This window comes from Lysinibacillus sp. JNUCC-52, from assembly GCF_015999545.1.
In the GTDB taxonomy this organism is placed as follows: Bacteria; Bacillota; Bacilli; order Bacillales_A; family Planococcaceae; genus Lysinibacillus.
This window is the reverse complement of sequence record NZ_CP065546.1, coordinates 2,683,359-2,699,201: the sequence shown is the minus strand read 5'-3', so window position 1 is coordinate 2,699,201 and position 15,843 is coordinate 2,683,359. Positions and strand designations below refer to the sequence as shown.

The 15,843-nt window shown below is 37.9% G+C and carries 14 protein-coding genes; all 14 read left to right on the top strand.

The annotated features are described in order from the left end of the window. Nucleotides 1–135: 135 nt before the first annotated feature. The 14 genes from ispE to JNUCC52_RS13245 all read left to right on the top strand — a co-directional run bounded on the left by ispE (nucleotide 136) and on the right by JNUCC52_RS13245 (nucleotide 15,775). A complete protein-coding gene (gene ispE, locus JNUCC52_RS13310; protein ID WP_228134251.1) occupies nucleotides 136–1,002 on the top strand; it encodes a 4-(cytidine 5'-diphospho)-2-C-methyl-D-erythritol kinase in 867 nt (288 codons plus the stop codon). Nucleotides 1,003–1,058: 56 nt separating this feature from the next. Further along, a complete protein-coding gene (gene purR / locus JNUCC52_RS13305) occupies nucleotides 1,059–1,886 on the top strand; it encodes a pur operon repressor (protein ID WP_228134252.1) in 828 nt (275 codons plus the stop codon). A gap of 3 nt (nucleotides 1,887–1,889) precedes the next feature. Next, entirely contained in the window at nucleotides 1,890–2,264 is a 375-nt protein-coding gene (locus JNUCC52_RS13300) for a RidA family protein (RefSeq protein ID WP_228134253.1), read from the top strand. A gap of 556 nt (nucleotides 2,265–2,820) precedes the next feature. Then, entirely contained in the window at nucleotides 2,821–3,123 is a 303-nt protein-coding gene (gene spoVG / locus JNUCC52_RS13295; protein WP_228134254.1) for a septation regulator SpoVG, read from the top strand. A 273-nt stretch (nucleotides 3,124–3,396) separates the two neighbouring features. Continuing rightward, the gene (glmU, locus tag JNUCC52_RS13290; RefSeq protein WP_337980139.1) at nucleotides 3,397–4,767 is read left to right on the top strand and encodes a bifunctional UDP-N-acetylglucosamine diphosphorylase/glucosamine-1-phosphate N-acetyltransferase GlmU; all 1,371 of its coding nucleotides are present in this window, start codon (nucleotides 3,397–3,399) and stop codon (nucleotides 4,765–4,767) included. A 24-nt stretch (nucleotides 4,768–4,791) separates the two neighbouring features. Next, nucleotides 4,792–5,751: a ribose-phosphate diphosphokinase gene (locus JNUCC52_RS13285; RefSeq protein WP_228134256.1), complete on the top strand. Its 960-nt coding sequence runs from the start codon at nucleotides 4,792–4,794 to the stop codon at nucleotides 5,749–5,751. A gap of 308 nt (nucleotides 5,752–6,059) precedes the next feature. After that, nucleotides 6,060–6,659 carry a 50S ribosomal protein L25/general stress protein Ctc gene (locus tag JNUCC52_RS13280; RefSeq protein WP_228134257.1) on the top strand — a complete coding sequence of 200 codons (600 nt, stop codon included), beginning with the start codon at nucleotides 6,060–6,062 and terminating at the stop codon, nucleotides 6,657–6,659. 205 nt (nucleotides 6,660–6,864) lie between these two features. Next, complete coding sequence (pth, locus tag JNUCC52_RS13275) at nucleotides 6,865–7,428, top strand: aminoacyl-tRNA hydrolase (protein ID WP_228134258.1); 564 nt, start codon at nucleotides 6,865–6,867, stop codon at nucleotides 7,426–7,428. Between the two features lie 60 nt (nucleotides 7,429–7,488). Beyond that, complete coding sequence (locus JNUCC52_RS13270; protein WP_228134495.1) at nucleotides 7,489–7,716, top strand: anti-sigma-F factor Fin; 228 nt, start codon at nucleotides 7,489–7,491, stop codon at nucleotides 7,714–7,716. A gap of 276 nt (nucleotides 7,717–7,992) precedes the next feature. Next, nucleotides 7,993–11,505 (top strand): transcription-repair coupling factor, encoded by a 3,513-nt coding sequence (gene mfd, locus JNUCC52_RS13265; protein WP_337980138.1) that lies wholly within the window; start codon nucleotides 7,993–7,995, stop codon nucleotides 11,503–11,505. 187 nt (nucleotides 11,506–11,692) lie between these two features. Then, nucleotides 11,693–12,229, top strand: a complete 537-nt coding sequence (spoVT, locus tag JNUCC52_RS13260) for a stage V sporulation protein T (RefSeq protein ID WP_024362596.1) — start codon at nucleotides 11,693–11,695, stop codon at nucleotides 12,227–12,229. 161 nt (nucleotides 12,230–12,390) lie between these two features. After that, a complete protein-coding gene (locus tag JNUCC52_RS13255; protein WP_337980137.1) occupies nucleotides 12,391–14,010 on the top strand; it encodes a putative polysaccharide biosynthesis protein in 1,620 nt (539 codons plus the stop codon). Between the two features lie 9 nt (nucleotides 14,011–14,019). Then, nucleotides 14,020–15,480, top strand: coding sequence for a bifunctional methyltransferase/pyrophosphohydrolase YabN (yabN, locus tag JNUCC52_RS13250; RefSeq protein WP_337980136.1), 1,461 nt, complete (start codon nucleotides 14,020–14,022; stop codon nucleotides 15,478–15,480). Nucleotides 15,481–15,484: 4 nt separating this feature from the next. Continuing rightward, a complete protein-coding gene (locus JNUCC52_RS13245; RefSeq protein WP_228134262.1) occupies nucleotides 15,485–15,775 on the top strand; it encodes an RNA-binding S4 domain-containing protein in 291 nt (96 codons plus the stop codon). The last annotated feature ends 68 nt before the right edge of the window (nucleotides 15,776–15,843 follow it).

Below are 15,843 nucleotides of genomic sequence, written 5' to 3'. Positions count from 1 at the left end.
CAACTGACGAGAGAGAACCGTTTTTAAAACGGTTCTTTTTTCAGTTTGCTTTCTCATTATGGTAAAATAAAATGAATTATCTTGCGCGAAAAATGAACGGCTGTTTATGCGTGTAGTTATGAGGGAGGAAGTAAGATGCTTTATGTAAAGGCGCCTGCAAAAATTAATTTAACATTAGATGTTCTTTATAAACGACCAGATAATTATCACGAAGTGGAGATGGTCATGACGACTGTCGATTTGGCAGATCGCATAAGCTTAGAATCTCGTGAAGATGGAGTAATTGAAATTATTTCAACGGATAATTTCGTACCAAATGATCACCGCAATTTTGCTTATCAAGCAGCGCGTCTTATAAAAGATACATACGGCATTAGACAAGGTGTATCCATTACAATTGAAAAAGAAATACCGATTGCAGCAGGGCTTGCAGGAGGCAGTAGCGATGCTGCGGCGACGCTCAAAGGTTTAAATGAACTATGGGATTTAAAGCTTTCAATAGACGAGCTAGCGGAGCTTGGTGCTAAAATCGGTTCAGATGTTTCTTTTTGTGTATACGGAGGTACTGCATTAGCAACAGGGCGAGGGGAGAAAATTCAGGAATTACCTGCACCGCCAAGCTGTTGGGTCGTGTTAGCTAAGCCTAAAATTGGGGTGTCAACAGCAGAAGTATATGGTGGCTTAAAGGTTGATGGACTTGAGCATCCTAATACAAAGCAAATGATTAAGGCAATTGAAACGGATAACTATGAGCTACTATGTGCATCGTTAGGTAATGTTTTGGAAACTGTAACATTTAAGTTGCATCCAGAAGTAATTATGTTAAAAGAGCAGATGAAACGTTTTGGAGCTGATGCTACTTTAATGAGTGGAAGCGGTCCAACAGTCTTTGGCCTTGTGGATAGTGAGGCCCGTGTGAGCCGAATTTACAATGGCTTACGAGGTTTTTGTGAGGAAGTATATGCTGTGCGCATACTAGGGGAGCGAAATACGCTTGCTTAAAAACGCATAATTGTGTTAATTTTACCTATAAATATTCGTGTTTAGGAGAGGGTCGCATGAAATGGAAGCGTAGTGAACGACTAGTTGATATGACGTACTATTTACTAGAACATCCACATCAGCTGATCCCGCTAACTTATTTTTCAGAATTATATCAATCCGCAAAGTCTTCGATTAGTGAAGATTTAACGATTGTTAAAGAAACTTTCGAAGAAAAAGGAATCGGGTTATTGATAACAGTGCCAGGAGCTGCAGGTGGTGTGAAGTATATTCCTAAAATGTCCCAAGAGGAAGTTCGTTTAGTCATACAGGATTTAAAAGCAGAGCTCGAACATTCAGATCGTTTGTTACCTGGTGGCTATTTATTTATGACGGATTTATTGGGCAATCCAGATTTAATTAATCGAGTTGGAAAGGTTTTTGCATCTGCATTTGCTGACCAGCAAATTGATGTTATTATGACAGTAGCAACAAAGGGAATATCTATTGCCCATGCCATTGCAAGACATTTAAATGTTCCAGTTGTTGTCGTGCGTAGAGATAGTAAAGTAACAGAAGGCTCTACAGTCAGCATAAACTATGTATCTGGTTCTTCTCGAAGAATTCAGACAATGGTATTATCTAAAAGAAGCATGAAGAGTGGACAGCGTGTACTGATTACCGATGACTTTATGAAGGTCGGTGGTACGATGAACGGCATGAAAAATCTATTAGAAGAGTTCGACTGTCAATTAGCAGGCATCGCTGTGCTAGTTGAGGCAGAGCATGCAGACGAAACTTTAGTAGATGATTACTATTCACTTGTAAAGCTTCATGAGGTCAATGAAAAAGATCGTACGATTGCATTAAGTGAAGGCAATTATTTTACAAAAAGGGAGAAATGACAAATGAATGTAGTATCTACAACGAATGCACCAGCAGCAATTGGACCATATGCACAAGGAATGATCGTAAATGGGATGTTTTATAGTTCAGGTCAAATTCCTTTAACAGCAGCAGGCGAATTAGTAGAGGGCGATATTGTTGCTCAAACACACCAAGTATTTGCTAATTTAAAAGCAGTGTTAGAAGCAGCAGGTTCATCACTAGACAATGTAGTCAAAACAACAGTCTTTATGAAGGATATGAATGACTTTGTTGCAATGAATGATGTATATGCTAGTCATTTTGGAGAACATAAACCAGCTCGTTCAGCAGTGGAAGTAGCACGTTTACCAAAAGATGTGAAAGTAGAAATAGAAGTTATCGCAATCGTAAAATAAAAATTAGTAGCCCTTTAAAAGAACGGAAGCTCTTTTAAAGGGCTTTTATTATAGATACATATAGCTGGCTTTGTCGTTGCGGGCGATTGCCTTACACGGGCAACAAATCCTCGCTGAGGCGAAGATTGTGACGTTATATTCGGAGCGTATGCCGCCTCGCTCACACCATCAACGAAAACGTTAGTAGAATTCTATTTTATACATATGACAAAAGTTATTGAGTTGAACTTCTTAATAGCTTTAGGAACCGTCAGAAAGTTCTTTTAAAGAGCTCTATCAATTTGCTTTAACGGATTAAGCTACTGGCTAAAAAAATTTAAAGAGTGGCCTTTTTTAAAAAGATTAAACCATGCAATTTCGCATCGTTATAAACTCGTTTTTGAAAATTTGACAAACAATTGTCAAATTTACCGTAAACTAGAGAAAATATTAGAACGAATTAAAAATGAAGTATTCAAATTTTTTAGAAAATTTGGTAGACTGTAAAAAGGGAAATATTCGGCAATATAAATATAATATTTTCATTTAGGCATCTAAGATGAGAGGTGGTGAGAAAATGGAAGTTACTGATGTAAGATTACGTCATGTACAAACGGATGGTCGCATGCGTGCGATTGCTTCCATTACACTCGACAATGAGTTTGTGGTACATGATATCCGCGTTATTGATGGGAATACAGGCTTATTCGTCGCTATGCCGAGTAAACGTACACCAGATGGCGAATTTAGAGATATTGCACATCCTATCAACTCAACGACACGTAACAAAATTCAAGAAATTATTTTAAATGCTTACCATAACTCTAGCGAAGTGCCAGAGTCGGAGCAAGCAGCTGAACTAGAAGGAATTGGCGTATAGTTTTATGAAAATAAATGCTCGTTTAAAGGTTATTTACAAATAAGTATCCTTTTGGCGGGAGAAAATAAAAAGAACTCTTCTATTTATTGAGGAGTTCTTTTTATTTTTCAAAAAAGAGAAAAACAGCAAATTGTAGTGTATAGCTCATACCATTCGAGCATAAGGTGTGTTTGATTTAGGAATTCACCGTTTAGTCAATTCTACATGCCTTGAAAATAGATGAATTTTGCTATATAGTCATAAGAGAAAATGAGCGTATTGGAGGACTTACTGATGAGCAATATTTTTGCTGTCATTTTGGCTGCAGGTCAAGGTACACGTATGAAGTCCAAATTATATAAAGTGCTCCATCCAGTATGTGGGAAACCCATGGTACAACATGTAGTGGATCACATTCAAACGTTAGATGTCAATCGCATCGTAACGGTTGTAGGACATGGCGCAGAAAAAGTAAAACAACAACTTGGAGATAAGAGCGAGTATGTTTTACAAGCTGAACAATTAGGTACAGCACATGCAGTACAACAAGCAGAGTCAATTTTAGGTAGTGAAGAAGGAACAACATTAGTTGTTTGCGGTGATACGCCTCTTATTCGCCCTGAAACGATGAAAGCTTTATTTGAGCATCATCAAGCAAAAGGTGCAAAAGCAACAATTTTAACAGCAGTTGCTGAAAATCCAACTGGCTATGGTCGTATTTTACGTGGCGATGGTGGACAGGTGGAGCAAATTGTTGAGCAAAAAGATGCAAACGAAGAGCAGCAACGAGTAAAAGAAATTAATACTGGGACATATTGCTTCGATAACAAAGTTTTATTTGAAACGTTAAAACTTGTGAAAAATGATAATGCACAGGGTGAGTATTATTTACCTGATGTCATTGAAATTTTACAAAAGCAAGGCGATATCGTTGAAGCGTATGTAACGGATGATTTTGAAGAAACACTTGGTGTGAATGACCGTGTGGCTTTGTCACAGGCAGAAGAGTTAATGCGTGCGCGTATTAATGAACATCATATGCGTAATGGCGTAACGATTATTAATCCAAATGCTACGTACATTAGCACAGATGCAGTAATTGGTCGTGATACAGTGATTCAACCAGGCTCTATGATTGAAGGAGCAACTGTAATTGGTGAAGACTGTATTATTGGTCCAAATACACAAATTATCGATAGCCGTATTGATGACCGTACTTCTGTGCATTCATCAGTTGTACGCGAAAGCACTGTCGCGGAAGATACAGCAATTGGACCGTTTGCACATATTCGCCCACTTTCTGATATCGGTAGCCATGTTAAAATCGGTAACTTTGTAGAAGTGAAGAAAAGTAAACTAGGTAACGACACGAAAGTATCCCATTTAAGCTATATTGGAGATGCTGAAATAGGCAATAACGTCAATGTTGGCTGTGGTTCAATTACAGTAAACTATGATGGGAAAAACAAGTTCCAAACAATTATTGAAGATGATGTATTTGTAGGATGTAATACTAACTTGGTAGCGCCAGTGAAAGTTGGAAAAGGTTCATTTATTGCAGCAGGATCTACAATTACAAAAGAAGTTCCTGAGGATGCACTAGCAATTGCTCGTGCAAGACAAGAAAACAAACCGAATTATGTAAGCAAATTAAATTCAAAATAATTATCAAATAAACAGGAGGCCATCATGCCGTATCAATATGCAAACTCACAATTAAAAATATTTTCACTCAATTCTAATAACCCACTAGCCCAAGAAATTGCGCAAGAAATGGGAGTTGAATTAGGGAAATCTTCAGTTAAGCACTTTAGCGATGGAGAGATTCAAATTAGTATTGAAGAAAGTATTCGTGGTTGTGATGTGTTTATCGTGCAGTCAACTTCTGCACCTGTAAACGAACATTTAATGGAGCTTTTAATTATGGTAGATGCTGTGAAACGCGCATCTGCTCGTACAGTTAACGTTGTAATGCCTTATTATGGTTATGCTCGTCAAGACCGTAAAGCAAAAGCGCGTGAGCCAATTACAGCTAAATTAGTGGCAAACTTACTTGAAACGGCTGGGGCAACACGTGTTATCGTATTAGACTTACACGCACCGCAAATCCAAGGTTTCTTCGATATTTTAATTGACCACTTAATGGCAGTACCTTTACTTTCTGATTACTTCAAATCTAAAGGTATTCCTTCTGAGGAAATCGTAATTGTTTCACCTGACCACGGTGGAGTAACTCGTGCGCGTAAAATGGCAGAACGTTTAAAAGCACCGATTGCAATTATTGACAAACGTCGTCCAAAACCAAATGTTGCAGAAGTAATGAATATCGTTGGTAATGTTGATGGTAAAGTGGCAATCTTGATTGATGATATTATCGATACTGCAGGTACAATTACAATTGGCGCTGACGCATTACGTGCTGCTGGTGCAAAAGAAGTGTATGCTTGCTGCTCACACCCAGTACTATCTGGCCCAGCAATCGAGCGTATTGAAAATTCTGCAATTAAAGAATTAGTCGTAACAAATACAATTCAACTTTCTGATGAGAAAAAATCACCAAAAATTACAGAGCTTTCAGTAGCTAAATTGATGGCAGATGCAATTTCTCGTGTATATGAAAATAAATCAGTAAGTACTTTATTCGATTAATTTTATATAGAATAAAGAAATAATTGATACAGCATATTGTGTGACAAAAAAAGGACAAATCTACATTTATGAGTAGATTTGTCCTTTTTGCATAGCTGTTATGTGTGAATGTGCAAATTAAAGGGTATAATAGTAATTGTTACGGTGTAATATTTACGTTCTTGAAAAATAGATGTAAATATTATAAAGCCTTTCGTGATTGTCATAGACATTTAACAGAAGAAAGCAATTTTCATATTGAATTCTGTAATTAGTATGCGGCATCCGTGATAAGGCATAAATAATTTTCTTGGAAGGGGAAGGAAAGTATGAGTACAGTCTTAAGTGTAAATAAACGCGAAGCTGGGCATCGTTCAACATTAACCCAACTTAGAAAAGGGGGAGCCATTCCTGCAGTTATTTATGGCTACAAACTAGATTCAACCCCAATTTCTATTTCAGCGAAAGAATTTAGACAGTTCGTTCAAAAAAATGGACGTAATGGTGTTATTCCCGTGGAGTTAGATGGTGAAAGGGTAAATGTCGTTGTATCAGAAGTACAAAAATGTACTCTGAAAGATGAAGTGAATCATGTTGATTTTTTAGCAATTAATATGTCTGAAGAATTAGAAGTAGACGTAGCGGTAACACTTGTTGGAGAATCAGTTGGTGTAAGTGAAGGTGGCATTTTAATGCAGCCTAACTTAGAAGTTAAAATAAAAGTAAAACCTACTGATATTCCAGAAACATTAGAGCTTGATATTACAAAACTAGCAATTGGTGAAACGATTATGGTAGCGGATATTCGCGATCATGTGGATTTTGAAATTGTGAATGAAGATGATCATATTTTAGTAACCGTTATGGCGCCAACAGCTTCTGCAGACGACGAAACTGAAGTTGAAGAAAGCGTTGAGTCAGAAGGTTAAATGTTTACTTAAAGGGAAGGCTATCGAGGAAGTCGTAAAAGACGGACTTGATAGCTTTTTTTATTGTAATAAAAATGAAATTTTATAAGTTAGGAATAAAATTTTATCATTCGTATATTTGTTCATAACTGGGTTGAACGAAATGTTTTCTTATAGCTCAGTATGGTAAAATAATGACTATTAGATTGAAAGAAGTGAGGTACTTATGAAAATTATCGTTGGTTTAGGGAATCCAGGTAAACCGTATGAGCATACAAGACATAATATTGGGTTTGATGTAATTGATGCATTAGCTAAAAAGTGGGATGCGCCATTAGCTACTTCAAAGTTCAATGGCATGTATGCAACAGTACATCGTCCTGAAGGAAAGGTTCTACTTGTTAAGCCGTTAACATATATGAACTTATCAGGTGAATGTGTTAGACCTCTTATGGACTATTTTGATATTGATGTAAAAGATTTAATTGTTATCTATGATGATTTAGATTTAGAAACAGGAAAATTACGTTTGCGTCAAAAAGGTAGTGCGGGTGGACATAATGGCATTAAATCTTTGATTCAACATTTAGGAACACAGGAATTTAACCGAATTCGAATTGGTGTGAGTCGTCCACCGACAGGCATGAAGGTAGCGGATTATGTGCTATCGAAGTTTTCTAAAGAAGACAATATTGTTATGGCAGATGCTATTAATAATAGTGTGAATGCAATAGAAGCGTCTCTTTCAAAACCATTTCTTGATGTGATGAGCCAATTTAACGGTGCATAATCCTTTTCCAAAATGTCTATACTTTAAGTAGTAAGTTGCTTAAAGGAGGATGATTTGGAGATGGCAATTCGCTACCGTTGTAGGCATTGTGAAGTAGAAATAGGAACACTACCATTTGATGCAGATGATACAATTCGAAAGTTGCATATTTTTGAATTAGGTGAGGCAGACGATTATGTTGAGAAGGATCAACATGGGCAAACGACTGTACACTGCATTTGTGAGCAATGTGAGGATTCGCTTAGACAATATCCAGATTATCACGCACTCAATAAATGGATTCAATAATGGAAGGATGCTTTGGCGCACATTGCGTGCGTTCAAAGCTTTTTCCGTTTTTATTTTTGAAGTAGCATATGATATTACTGACAATAGTAATGCGATGATAATTCACATGATGAATATCAATACATCATGTATTCTAAACCGAGAGTTTAATGCTAGGACAATTACACAAAGGTGAACTTGATAATTAGACAAATGAAATGTGTAATATTGTACTAGATTGGTAGTATGAAACACATTAAATAATTAGAATTTTCGCGCTGAAAGGGGCTTTTGACTGTGGAAGTTTTACGACAGATTGTGTCGCAGGACAAACATATCACATCATTTTTACAGGAGATTCAGAGCGGCAATACAGCATCTCAGCTCATCACAGGTTTAACAGGAAGCGCACGGCCAATTATGGTCGATGCGTTATTTGACCATGTACAAAAACCTATTTATATAGTGTCGCCAAATTTATTGCAGGCACAAAAAATGGCGGATGAGCTTGTTGGTTTATTAGGGGAGGAATATGTCCACTATTATCCAGCAGATGAGTTTATTGCTGCAGACTTATCAGTAGCCTCTCCAGAGCTTCGAGCAGAGCGTATCGCAACGCTTGACTGTCTAGCGAGAGGTGAAAAAGCCATTTACATTATACCTATTGCTGGCTTGCGAAAAATGATGCCTCCGAAAGAGCATTGGATACATTATTTTTTACAGACGACGGTAGGCGAGGAAGTACAAATTGAGGAATGGCTCCAAACGCTTGTGGCGATGGGGTACGTCCGCAATTCAATGGTAACTACGCCTGGTGAATTTGCGTTGCGTGGAGGCATTTTAGATATTTATCCTCCATATTTAGAAGCGCCTATTCGAATAGAGTTATTTGATACGGAAGTAGACTCGATTCGTACATTTTCTGCAGATGATCAGCGTTCAATAGATAAATTACAAAAAGTTCGTATTTTACCTGCGTCAGAAGTCATTTTGACAAAGGAAGAGCGAATAGCTTTAGCAGGGCGCTTAGAAAGTGCTTTGGCGACAAGCTTGAAAAAGGTGAAAAAACAGGAGACGAAAGAGCTTCTTTATCAACATATTCAATACGATATTGAACTGTTGCAACAAGGAAACCTACCAGATTTCGTTAATAAATACGGCTCCTTGTTATATGATAAAACGGCTTATTTAGGTGATTATTTTGCACAGGATGGCATCGTATTATTTGACGAGCTTGGTCGTATTCAAGAAGTAATGGATGCGTGGGAGCGTGAAGAAGAAGAGTGGTTTTTATCATTGATTGAAGAAGGGAAAATGGTACATGAGGTAAAGCCAGCCTTTTCTTTGAAGGAGATTTTAGCAATGCTAACACAGCAGAAGCTATATTTCTCATTATTTTCACGTACGTTTGCTGGCATTACGTTCAATAAGACAACTAATTTTTCATGCAAGCCGATGCAGCAATTCCACGGACAAATGGCATTATTACAAAGTGAAATTGAGCGATGGCAGCTCGGTAAATTCACGGTGCTTATCGTAGCTAGGGATAAAAGCCGTGTGAAACGTGTACAGCAAATGCTTGAGGAATATGACATTCATGCAACAATTGGGGAGCCGAATGATGCTGGCCTGTATATTATAGAAGGTGGATTATCAAGCGGATTTGAACTGCCTTTGCAGCGTTTGGCTGTTGTAACAGAGGATGAATTATTTAAACAGCAGGCGAAGAAAAAATCACGACCTCAAAAAATGACCAATGCAGAACGTATTAAAAGCTATACAGAAATTAAGCCTGGCGACTATGTTGTGCACGTACATCATGGGATAGGGAAATATATCGGTGTAGAAACGCTAGTAGTCAATGGTACACATAAAGATTATTTGCATATACGATATCGCGCAGATGATAAGTTATATGTGCCTGTGGAGCAAATCGATTTAATTCAAAAATATGTGGCATCTGAAGATCGAGAGCCGAAGCTACATAAATTAGGTGGAGCGGAGTGGAAAAAAGCCAAAGCGAAGGTTTCCTCTGCTGTTCAAGATATTGCAGATGATTTAATTAAGCTCTACGCCAAGCGAGAAGCAGAAAAAGGGCATGCTTTTGCGCCTGATAATGATGATCAGCGAAATTTTGAGACATCATTCCCTTATGAAGAAACAGAAGACCAACTGCGTTCAATTATTGAAGTAAAACGTGATATGGAACGTGAACGTCCAATGGATCGACTTGTATGTGGTGATGTGGGGTATGGCAAAACAGAGGTAGCCATTCGTGCGGCATTTAAAGCCATTCAAGACGGAAAACAAGTTGCTTTCCTAGTGCCTACGACGATTTTAGCGCAGCAGCACTACGAGACAATCCGTGATCGATTCCAGGACTTTGCCATTAATGTTGGACTCTTATCTCGTTTCCGTACGAAAAAAGAGCAAGCAGCGACATTAAAGGGATTAAAAGATGGGCAAGTTGATATTGTAATAGGAACTCATCGAATATTATCTAAAGATTTAACATTCCAAGATCTTGGCCTACTCATTGTAGATGAGGAACAACGCTTTGGTGTTACACATAAGGAAAAAATTAAACAACTGAAGACGAATGTGGACGTATTAACTTTAACTGCAACGCCTATTCCAAGAACGTTGCATATGTCTATGGTAGGTGTGCGAGATTTATCGGTTATTGAAACGCCCCCTGCTAACCGTTTCCCCGTGCAAACTTATGTGATGGAGCATAGTGGCGCACTTGTACGAGAAGCCATTGAGCGAGAAATGGCACGTGGTGGCCAAGTATTTTACTTATACAATCGAGTAGAGGATATGGCACGGAAGGTGGACGAGATTCAGATGCTTGTCCCTGAGGCACGTATTGGACATGCACACGGTAAAATGACTGAATCACAATTAGAATCTGTCATCTTAGCCTTTATTGAAGGGGATTATGATGTCCTAGTAACGACTACTATTATCGAGACTGGTGTTGATATTCCTAATGTCAACACACTTATTGTTCATGACGCAGATCGAATGGGTTTAGCACAATTGTATCAGTTACGAGGTCGCGTAGGTCGATCAAACCGTGTAGCATATGCCTATTTTATGTATCAGCGTGATAAAGTACTTACAGATGTGGCAGAGCAACGTCTACAGGCTATTAAAGAGTTTACGGAGCTCGGATCTGGTTTTAAAATTGCGATGCGAGATTTATCTATTCGTGGAGCTGGTAATTTATTGGGTGCCCAGCAACATGGCTTTATTGATTCTGTCGGCTTTGACTTGTATTCACAAATGCTCGAAGAGGCCATTGCGGAGCGACAAACTGGCGTGAAAAAAGAGGAGAAGCCAGAGATAGAAATTTTACTCAATATTGATGCATATATTCCAGATGCGTATATTCCAGATGGTTATCAAAAAATTCAAATGTATAAGCGCATTAAAGCGATGGACCAAGTCGATGAATACGAAGAGATTGTTGAAGAATTACAAGACCGTTTCGGTGATTTACCGATTGAAACAGAACGGTTACTTCGTATTGCTCGGATGAAAATTTGGGGACTAGAAATGGGCGTTACATCTATTAAAGAAAAGCAAAAGATTATTTCTATTTTGATCTCTGAAGAAGGCTCTGCAAAAATAGATGGCAGTAAAATTGTAACGGAAACGATGAAATTTGAGCGAGCTGTTGGCTTCGGAATGGATAGTATGCAATTGATATTGACAATTGATGAGCGTAAATGCAATAAATACCATCATTTTGATATATTAGAAGAAATAATGCAGATTATTGCAAATTCGAAAAAAAATATGTGAAAAAAGGCTGAACTTGTTGACAAATTGGCAAGTTCAGCCTTATTGTATGAAAAGACAAATTTTTATTAAAAAAAATAATGTTGGATTCAAAATCCTTTTCGTTCATTTTTTGCATAGATTGTCTTAAGAAAAACCATACTATTGTTGTAGAAAAATTTTAATGAATACGAAAGCGAGGCAGTTTAGCATGAAAGCAACAGGAATTGTTCGTCGTATAGATGATTTAGGACGTGTGGTAATACCGAAGGAAATTCGTAGAACGCTACGTATTCGTGAAGGTGACCCGTTAGAAATTTATACGGACCGTGAAGGTGAAATCATTTTGAAAAAGTATTCTCCAATTAATGATTTAGGAGAATTCGCACGTGAGTATGTAGAAACATTGTATGAAACGCTAGGCACTCCAGCGTTTGTAACAGACAGAGACGAAGTAATCGCTGTTGCAGGGATTGGCAAGAAAGAATATATTAATCGCCGTATTACCTCTTTTGCAGAAGGTTTTATGGACGAGCGTTCAACAAAAATTGAGAAAATGGAAACAACTATTGAGATTGTTCCTGGACAATATGAGCAAGTAAAATCATATTGTGCAACACCAATCATGGTAAATGGTGATCCAATTGGTTGTATCATTGTTTTATCTAAAGTCCATTTTGTAGGCGAAGTAGAAGTAAAAGTAGTGGAAACAGCTGCTAATTTCTTATCTAAACAAATGAATAATTGATGAACATCGAAAGTTATTGTCATGACTCTTTTAGGGTGAACAATAACTTTTTTTGTATACATAATACTGTGCCGATAGCGGAAACAGTGTTAACGTGAGCGTCATACTTTTGAGGTATGCTATACTATTGGCATTGTTAAATGAAGGAAAGAGGACAATTTATGTCGGAACGATTTGGTATGAAAAGTTACATGAAGGGAGCGGCATTATTAACCATTGCTGCCCTTATTGTGAAAGTGTTAAGCGCAATTTATCGTGTACCTTTTCAAAATCTAGTTGGTGACGAGGGATTTTACATTTACCAACAAGTGTATCCTGTCATATCTATCTTTGTAGTATGGACGTCAAGTGGTTTTGCTGTAGCCATTTCAAAAATGCTTGCAGATAATGATTGTATAGTAAATGAGGAAGAACGTACACAGAAAAGACGAAGTATAATGCGGATTATTTTCCGCTATTTAACAGTTTTATCTTTTATATTTTTTGGTATTTTATTTGTTGGAGCAGATGTTTTAGCAACAATGATGGGTGATACCAGCCTTGCGCCATTACTACGAACAGGATCTTTTATTGTATTAGTAATGCCAGCACTTGCTGTTTTTAAGGGGGGCTTCCAATCGAGAGGAATTATGGAGCCTATTGCTTATGCACAAGTATTGGAGCAAACGGTAAGAGTTTCTGTCATTTTAGCTGGAACGTTTATCATAATGTCAACAACAAAATCCCTTTATGGGGCAGGGCAAATGGCTATTATTGGAACCGTCGTTGGAGAAGTAGTTGGCTTATTATTAATTGCGTTTCTTTTTAGAAAACGCTTTGGTTCATTTATTGGCAAACAACAACAACGACTTGCAAGCTTGCCTGTGTTAAAAGAAGTAACATTACTTAGTTTAAGTGTAAGTATGAGTAGTTTATTATTGCTAGGCTATCAGCTTGTCGATTCATTTACTATTTTTTCACTACTAATAGATAGTGGGATGGATGAGACAATAGCAAAGGAAACAAAAGGCATTTATGATCGAGGACAACCATTGGTACAGCTAGGGGTTGTTATTGCTTCCTCGTTATCGCTTGCCATTGTGCCCCTTGTTGCACATATGTCTAACAAGCAAAATGGCCGAAGCGCAATGCCGTTTATACAGCTTACGTATAGAGCATCGGTATTGTTTGGCTGGGCAGCTTCCCTAGGGCTAATACTTGTTATGCCTTATATTAATGCCATGCTATTTAAAACAGATGCACTGTCAGAAGTACTCATGCTATATGTCCTACAAATTGTACCATTGTCAATTATTTTGACATTTACAGCGATTTTGCAAGGTTATGGAAAATTAAAAATACCAGCTGTATTTTTATTAATAGGCTTTTTATTAAAAGTAGTGCTAAATGTGTTTACAATTGAACCGATGGGTGTTCTCGGAGCTGCTGTTGCTAATAATGTGGGTCTTTTGTTGACAGCATTAGCGCTCGTACTGTATTTAAAGAAAATAACAGGTATTCAATTGGCACCAGCAAGCTTTTATCAAAAAATTAGTGTTGCCTCATTATGTATGGCAGTGGTCGTAATAGTGTGGCTACGATTTGTCCCTACTTTGTTACAAGGCTTTTTATCTGAACGCCTTGTCGCAGTGGGAGCTGGCTTTAGTGCGGTTTGTATTGGCGCCGTTGTGATGATTACTTGCATCGCAAAGCTACGAGTACTTGTTGAAAAGGAATGGTATCTACTGCCTTTTGGTCGTAGAATGGCTGTTTATCAACTATGGTTAAATAGAAAGAAGTAGGTGGAGTTATTGAATACATTAACGATAATTGGCCTTGGTGCGGGTGATTTCAATCAACTGCAAATGGGTGTTTATAAAAAATTAAAAGCGGCAAATAAATTGTTTGTTCGGACGGTCGATCACCCTGTACTAGAGGAGTTAGCGAACGAAGGCTTACAATTTGAAAGCTTTGATGCTGTATATGAAAAGCATGGTACATTCCAGCCAGTATATGAAGAAATTGCACAAAGATTAATCGAGGCCACTTCAATGGGCGATGTAATGTATGCTGTACCTGGTCATCCGCTAGTTGCAGAGCAAACTGTGCAGCTACTTATTCAAGCGGCGGAAGAAGGTCAGGTCAATGTAGTAATAGAAGGTGGTCAGAGCTTCTTAGACCCGATTTTTGGTGCATTAAAAATTGATCCAATTGAGGGCTTTCAATTACTGGATGGTACGAGCTTTTCTATGCATGACATTAATATGCGCCAGCACATTTTAATTGCGCAAGTATATGATACATTCAGTGCGTCGGAAGTGAAGCTGACATTAATGGAGAAATATGATGATGAATATCCAGTAACGGTCGTTACAGCAGCAGGTTCCTCACAAGAGAAGCTAGTGACAGTTCCGCTATATGAGCTTGACCAAAGCGTTGAAGTAAATAATTTAACAACAGTATATGTGCCACCAGTGACTTCACAGGAGGAAGCGTTACGTGATTGGACAACTTTCCGTCAAATTATTGCTACTTTGCGTGGACCAAATGGCTGTCCTTGGGATCAAAAGCAAACACATGAATCATTAAAGAAATATTTACTAGAGGAAGCACATGAATATTTAGCCGCTGTAGATGCAGAGGATGATTTTGCAATGATTGAAGAGCTTGGGGATGTGTTATTACAAGTATTTCTACATGCGCAAATCGGAGAAGATCAAGGCTATTTCACGTTAGAGGACGTGTTGGCTTCCGTTAGTGAAAAGATGATTCGTCGTCATCCACATGTATTTGGAGATGTGTCAGTTGAAGATGCAGACGGTGTTGTTGCTAATTGGGAAGCGATAAAGGCTGAAGAAAAAGGTATTAGTGACAAGCCGTTATTAAAAGAGGAATACCGTGCTTCATCTGCATTGCAAACAGCGTACAATTATCAAAAAAGGGCGGCTAAAGTTGGTTTTGATTGGCCTGATGTAGATGGTGCATGGGATAAGTTCGCAGAAGAGTGGCAGGAATTCCGACATGAAGTGGCGAAAGGGTCTAATATGACGCGCCTCGATGAATTTGGAGATGTGTTATTTACACTCGTGAATTTAGCTCGTTTTTATAAGCTATCACCAGAAGAGGCCATGTTACATGCAAATGAGAAATTTGCAAGACGCTTTGGCTATGTAGAAGCGAAAGTAAAGGCTAGCGGTAAGCCATTTTCAGATTATACACTAGAACAATTAGATGCTTTTTGGCTTGAAGCAAAGCAACTTGAGAAGGAGTAATAAAATGCGATTAGATAAATATTTAAAAGTTTCAAGATTAATAAAACGACGTACGTTAGCAAAAGAAGTCGCTGACCAAGGACGTATCACAATTAATAGCAAAGTAGCAAAGGCTAGTAGTAGTGTAAAGGCTGGTGACGAGCTAGCTATTCGTTTTGGCCAAAAAATTGTAACAGCTCGTGTAGAAGAATTACGTGACACTGTTAAAAAAGAAGATGCAGCAAAGATGTTCACAATTTTAAAAGAAGAGCGTCTTGAAAAGGTGGAGCCTGAATTTATTGATGACGAGGATTAATTTAGAGGTCTCTGAATTTAAGCGTGCTCGATAGTAATGTTATAAATTTTTCCTAATAAAAGTAAGGC

Excerpts from the sequence above, each read along its gene's own strand:
- ispE (WP_228134251.1), top strand. The coding sequence starts at position 136 with ATGCTTTATGTAAAGGCGCCTGCAAAAATTAATTTAACATTAGATGTT.
- purR (WP_228134252.1), top strand. The coding sequence starts at position 1,059 with ATGAAATGGAAGCGTAGTGAACGACTAGTTGATATGACGTACTATTTA.
- JNUCC52_RS13300 (WP_228134253.1), top strand. The coding sequence starts at position 1,890 with ATGAATGTAGTATCTACAACGAATGCACCAGCAGCAATTGGACCATAT.
- spoVG (WP_228134254.1), top strand. The coding sequence starts at position 2,821 with ATGGAAGTTACTGATGTAAGATTACGTCATGTACAAACGGATGGTCGC.
- glmU (WP_337980139.1), top strand. The coding sequence starts at position 3,397 with ATGAGCAATATTTTTGCTGTCATTTTGGCTGCAGGTCAAGGTACACGT.
- JNUCC52_RS13285 (WP_228134256.1), top strand. The coding sequence starts at position 4,792 with ATGCCGTATCAATATGCAAACTCACAATTAAAAATATTTTCACTCAAT.
- JNUCC52_RS13280 (WP_228134257.1), top strand. The coding sequence starts at position 6,060 with ATGAGTACAGTCTTAAGTGTAAATAAACGCGAAGCTGGGCATCGTTCA.
- pth (WP_228134258.1), top strand. The coding sequence starts at position 6,865 with ATGAAAATTATCGTTGGTTTAGGGAATCCAGGTAAACCGTATGAGCAT.
- JNUCC52_RS13270 (WP_228134495.1), top strand. The coding sequence starts at position 7,489 with ATGGCAATTCGCTACCGTTGTAGGCATTGTGAAGTAGAAATAGGAACA.
- spoVT (WP_024362596.1), top strand. The coding sequence starts at position 11,693 with ATGAAAGCAACAGGAATTGTTCGTCGTATAGATGATTTAGGACGTGTG.
- JNUCC52_RS13255 (WP_337980137.1), top strand. The coding sequence starts at position 12,391 with ATGTCGGAACGATTTGGTATGAAAAGTTACATGAAGGGAGCGGCATTA.
- JNUCC52_RS13245 (WP_228134262.1), top strand. The coding sequence starts at position 15,485 with ATGCGATTAGATAAATATTTAAAAGTTTCAAGATTAATAAAACGACGT.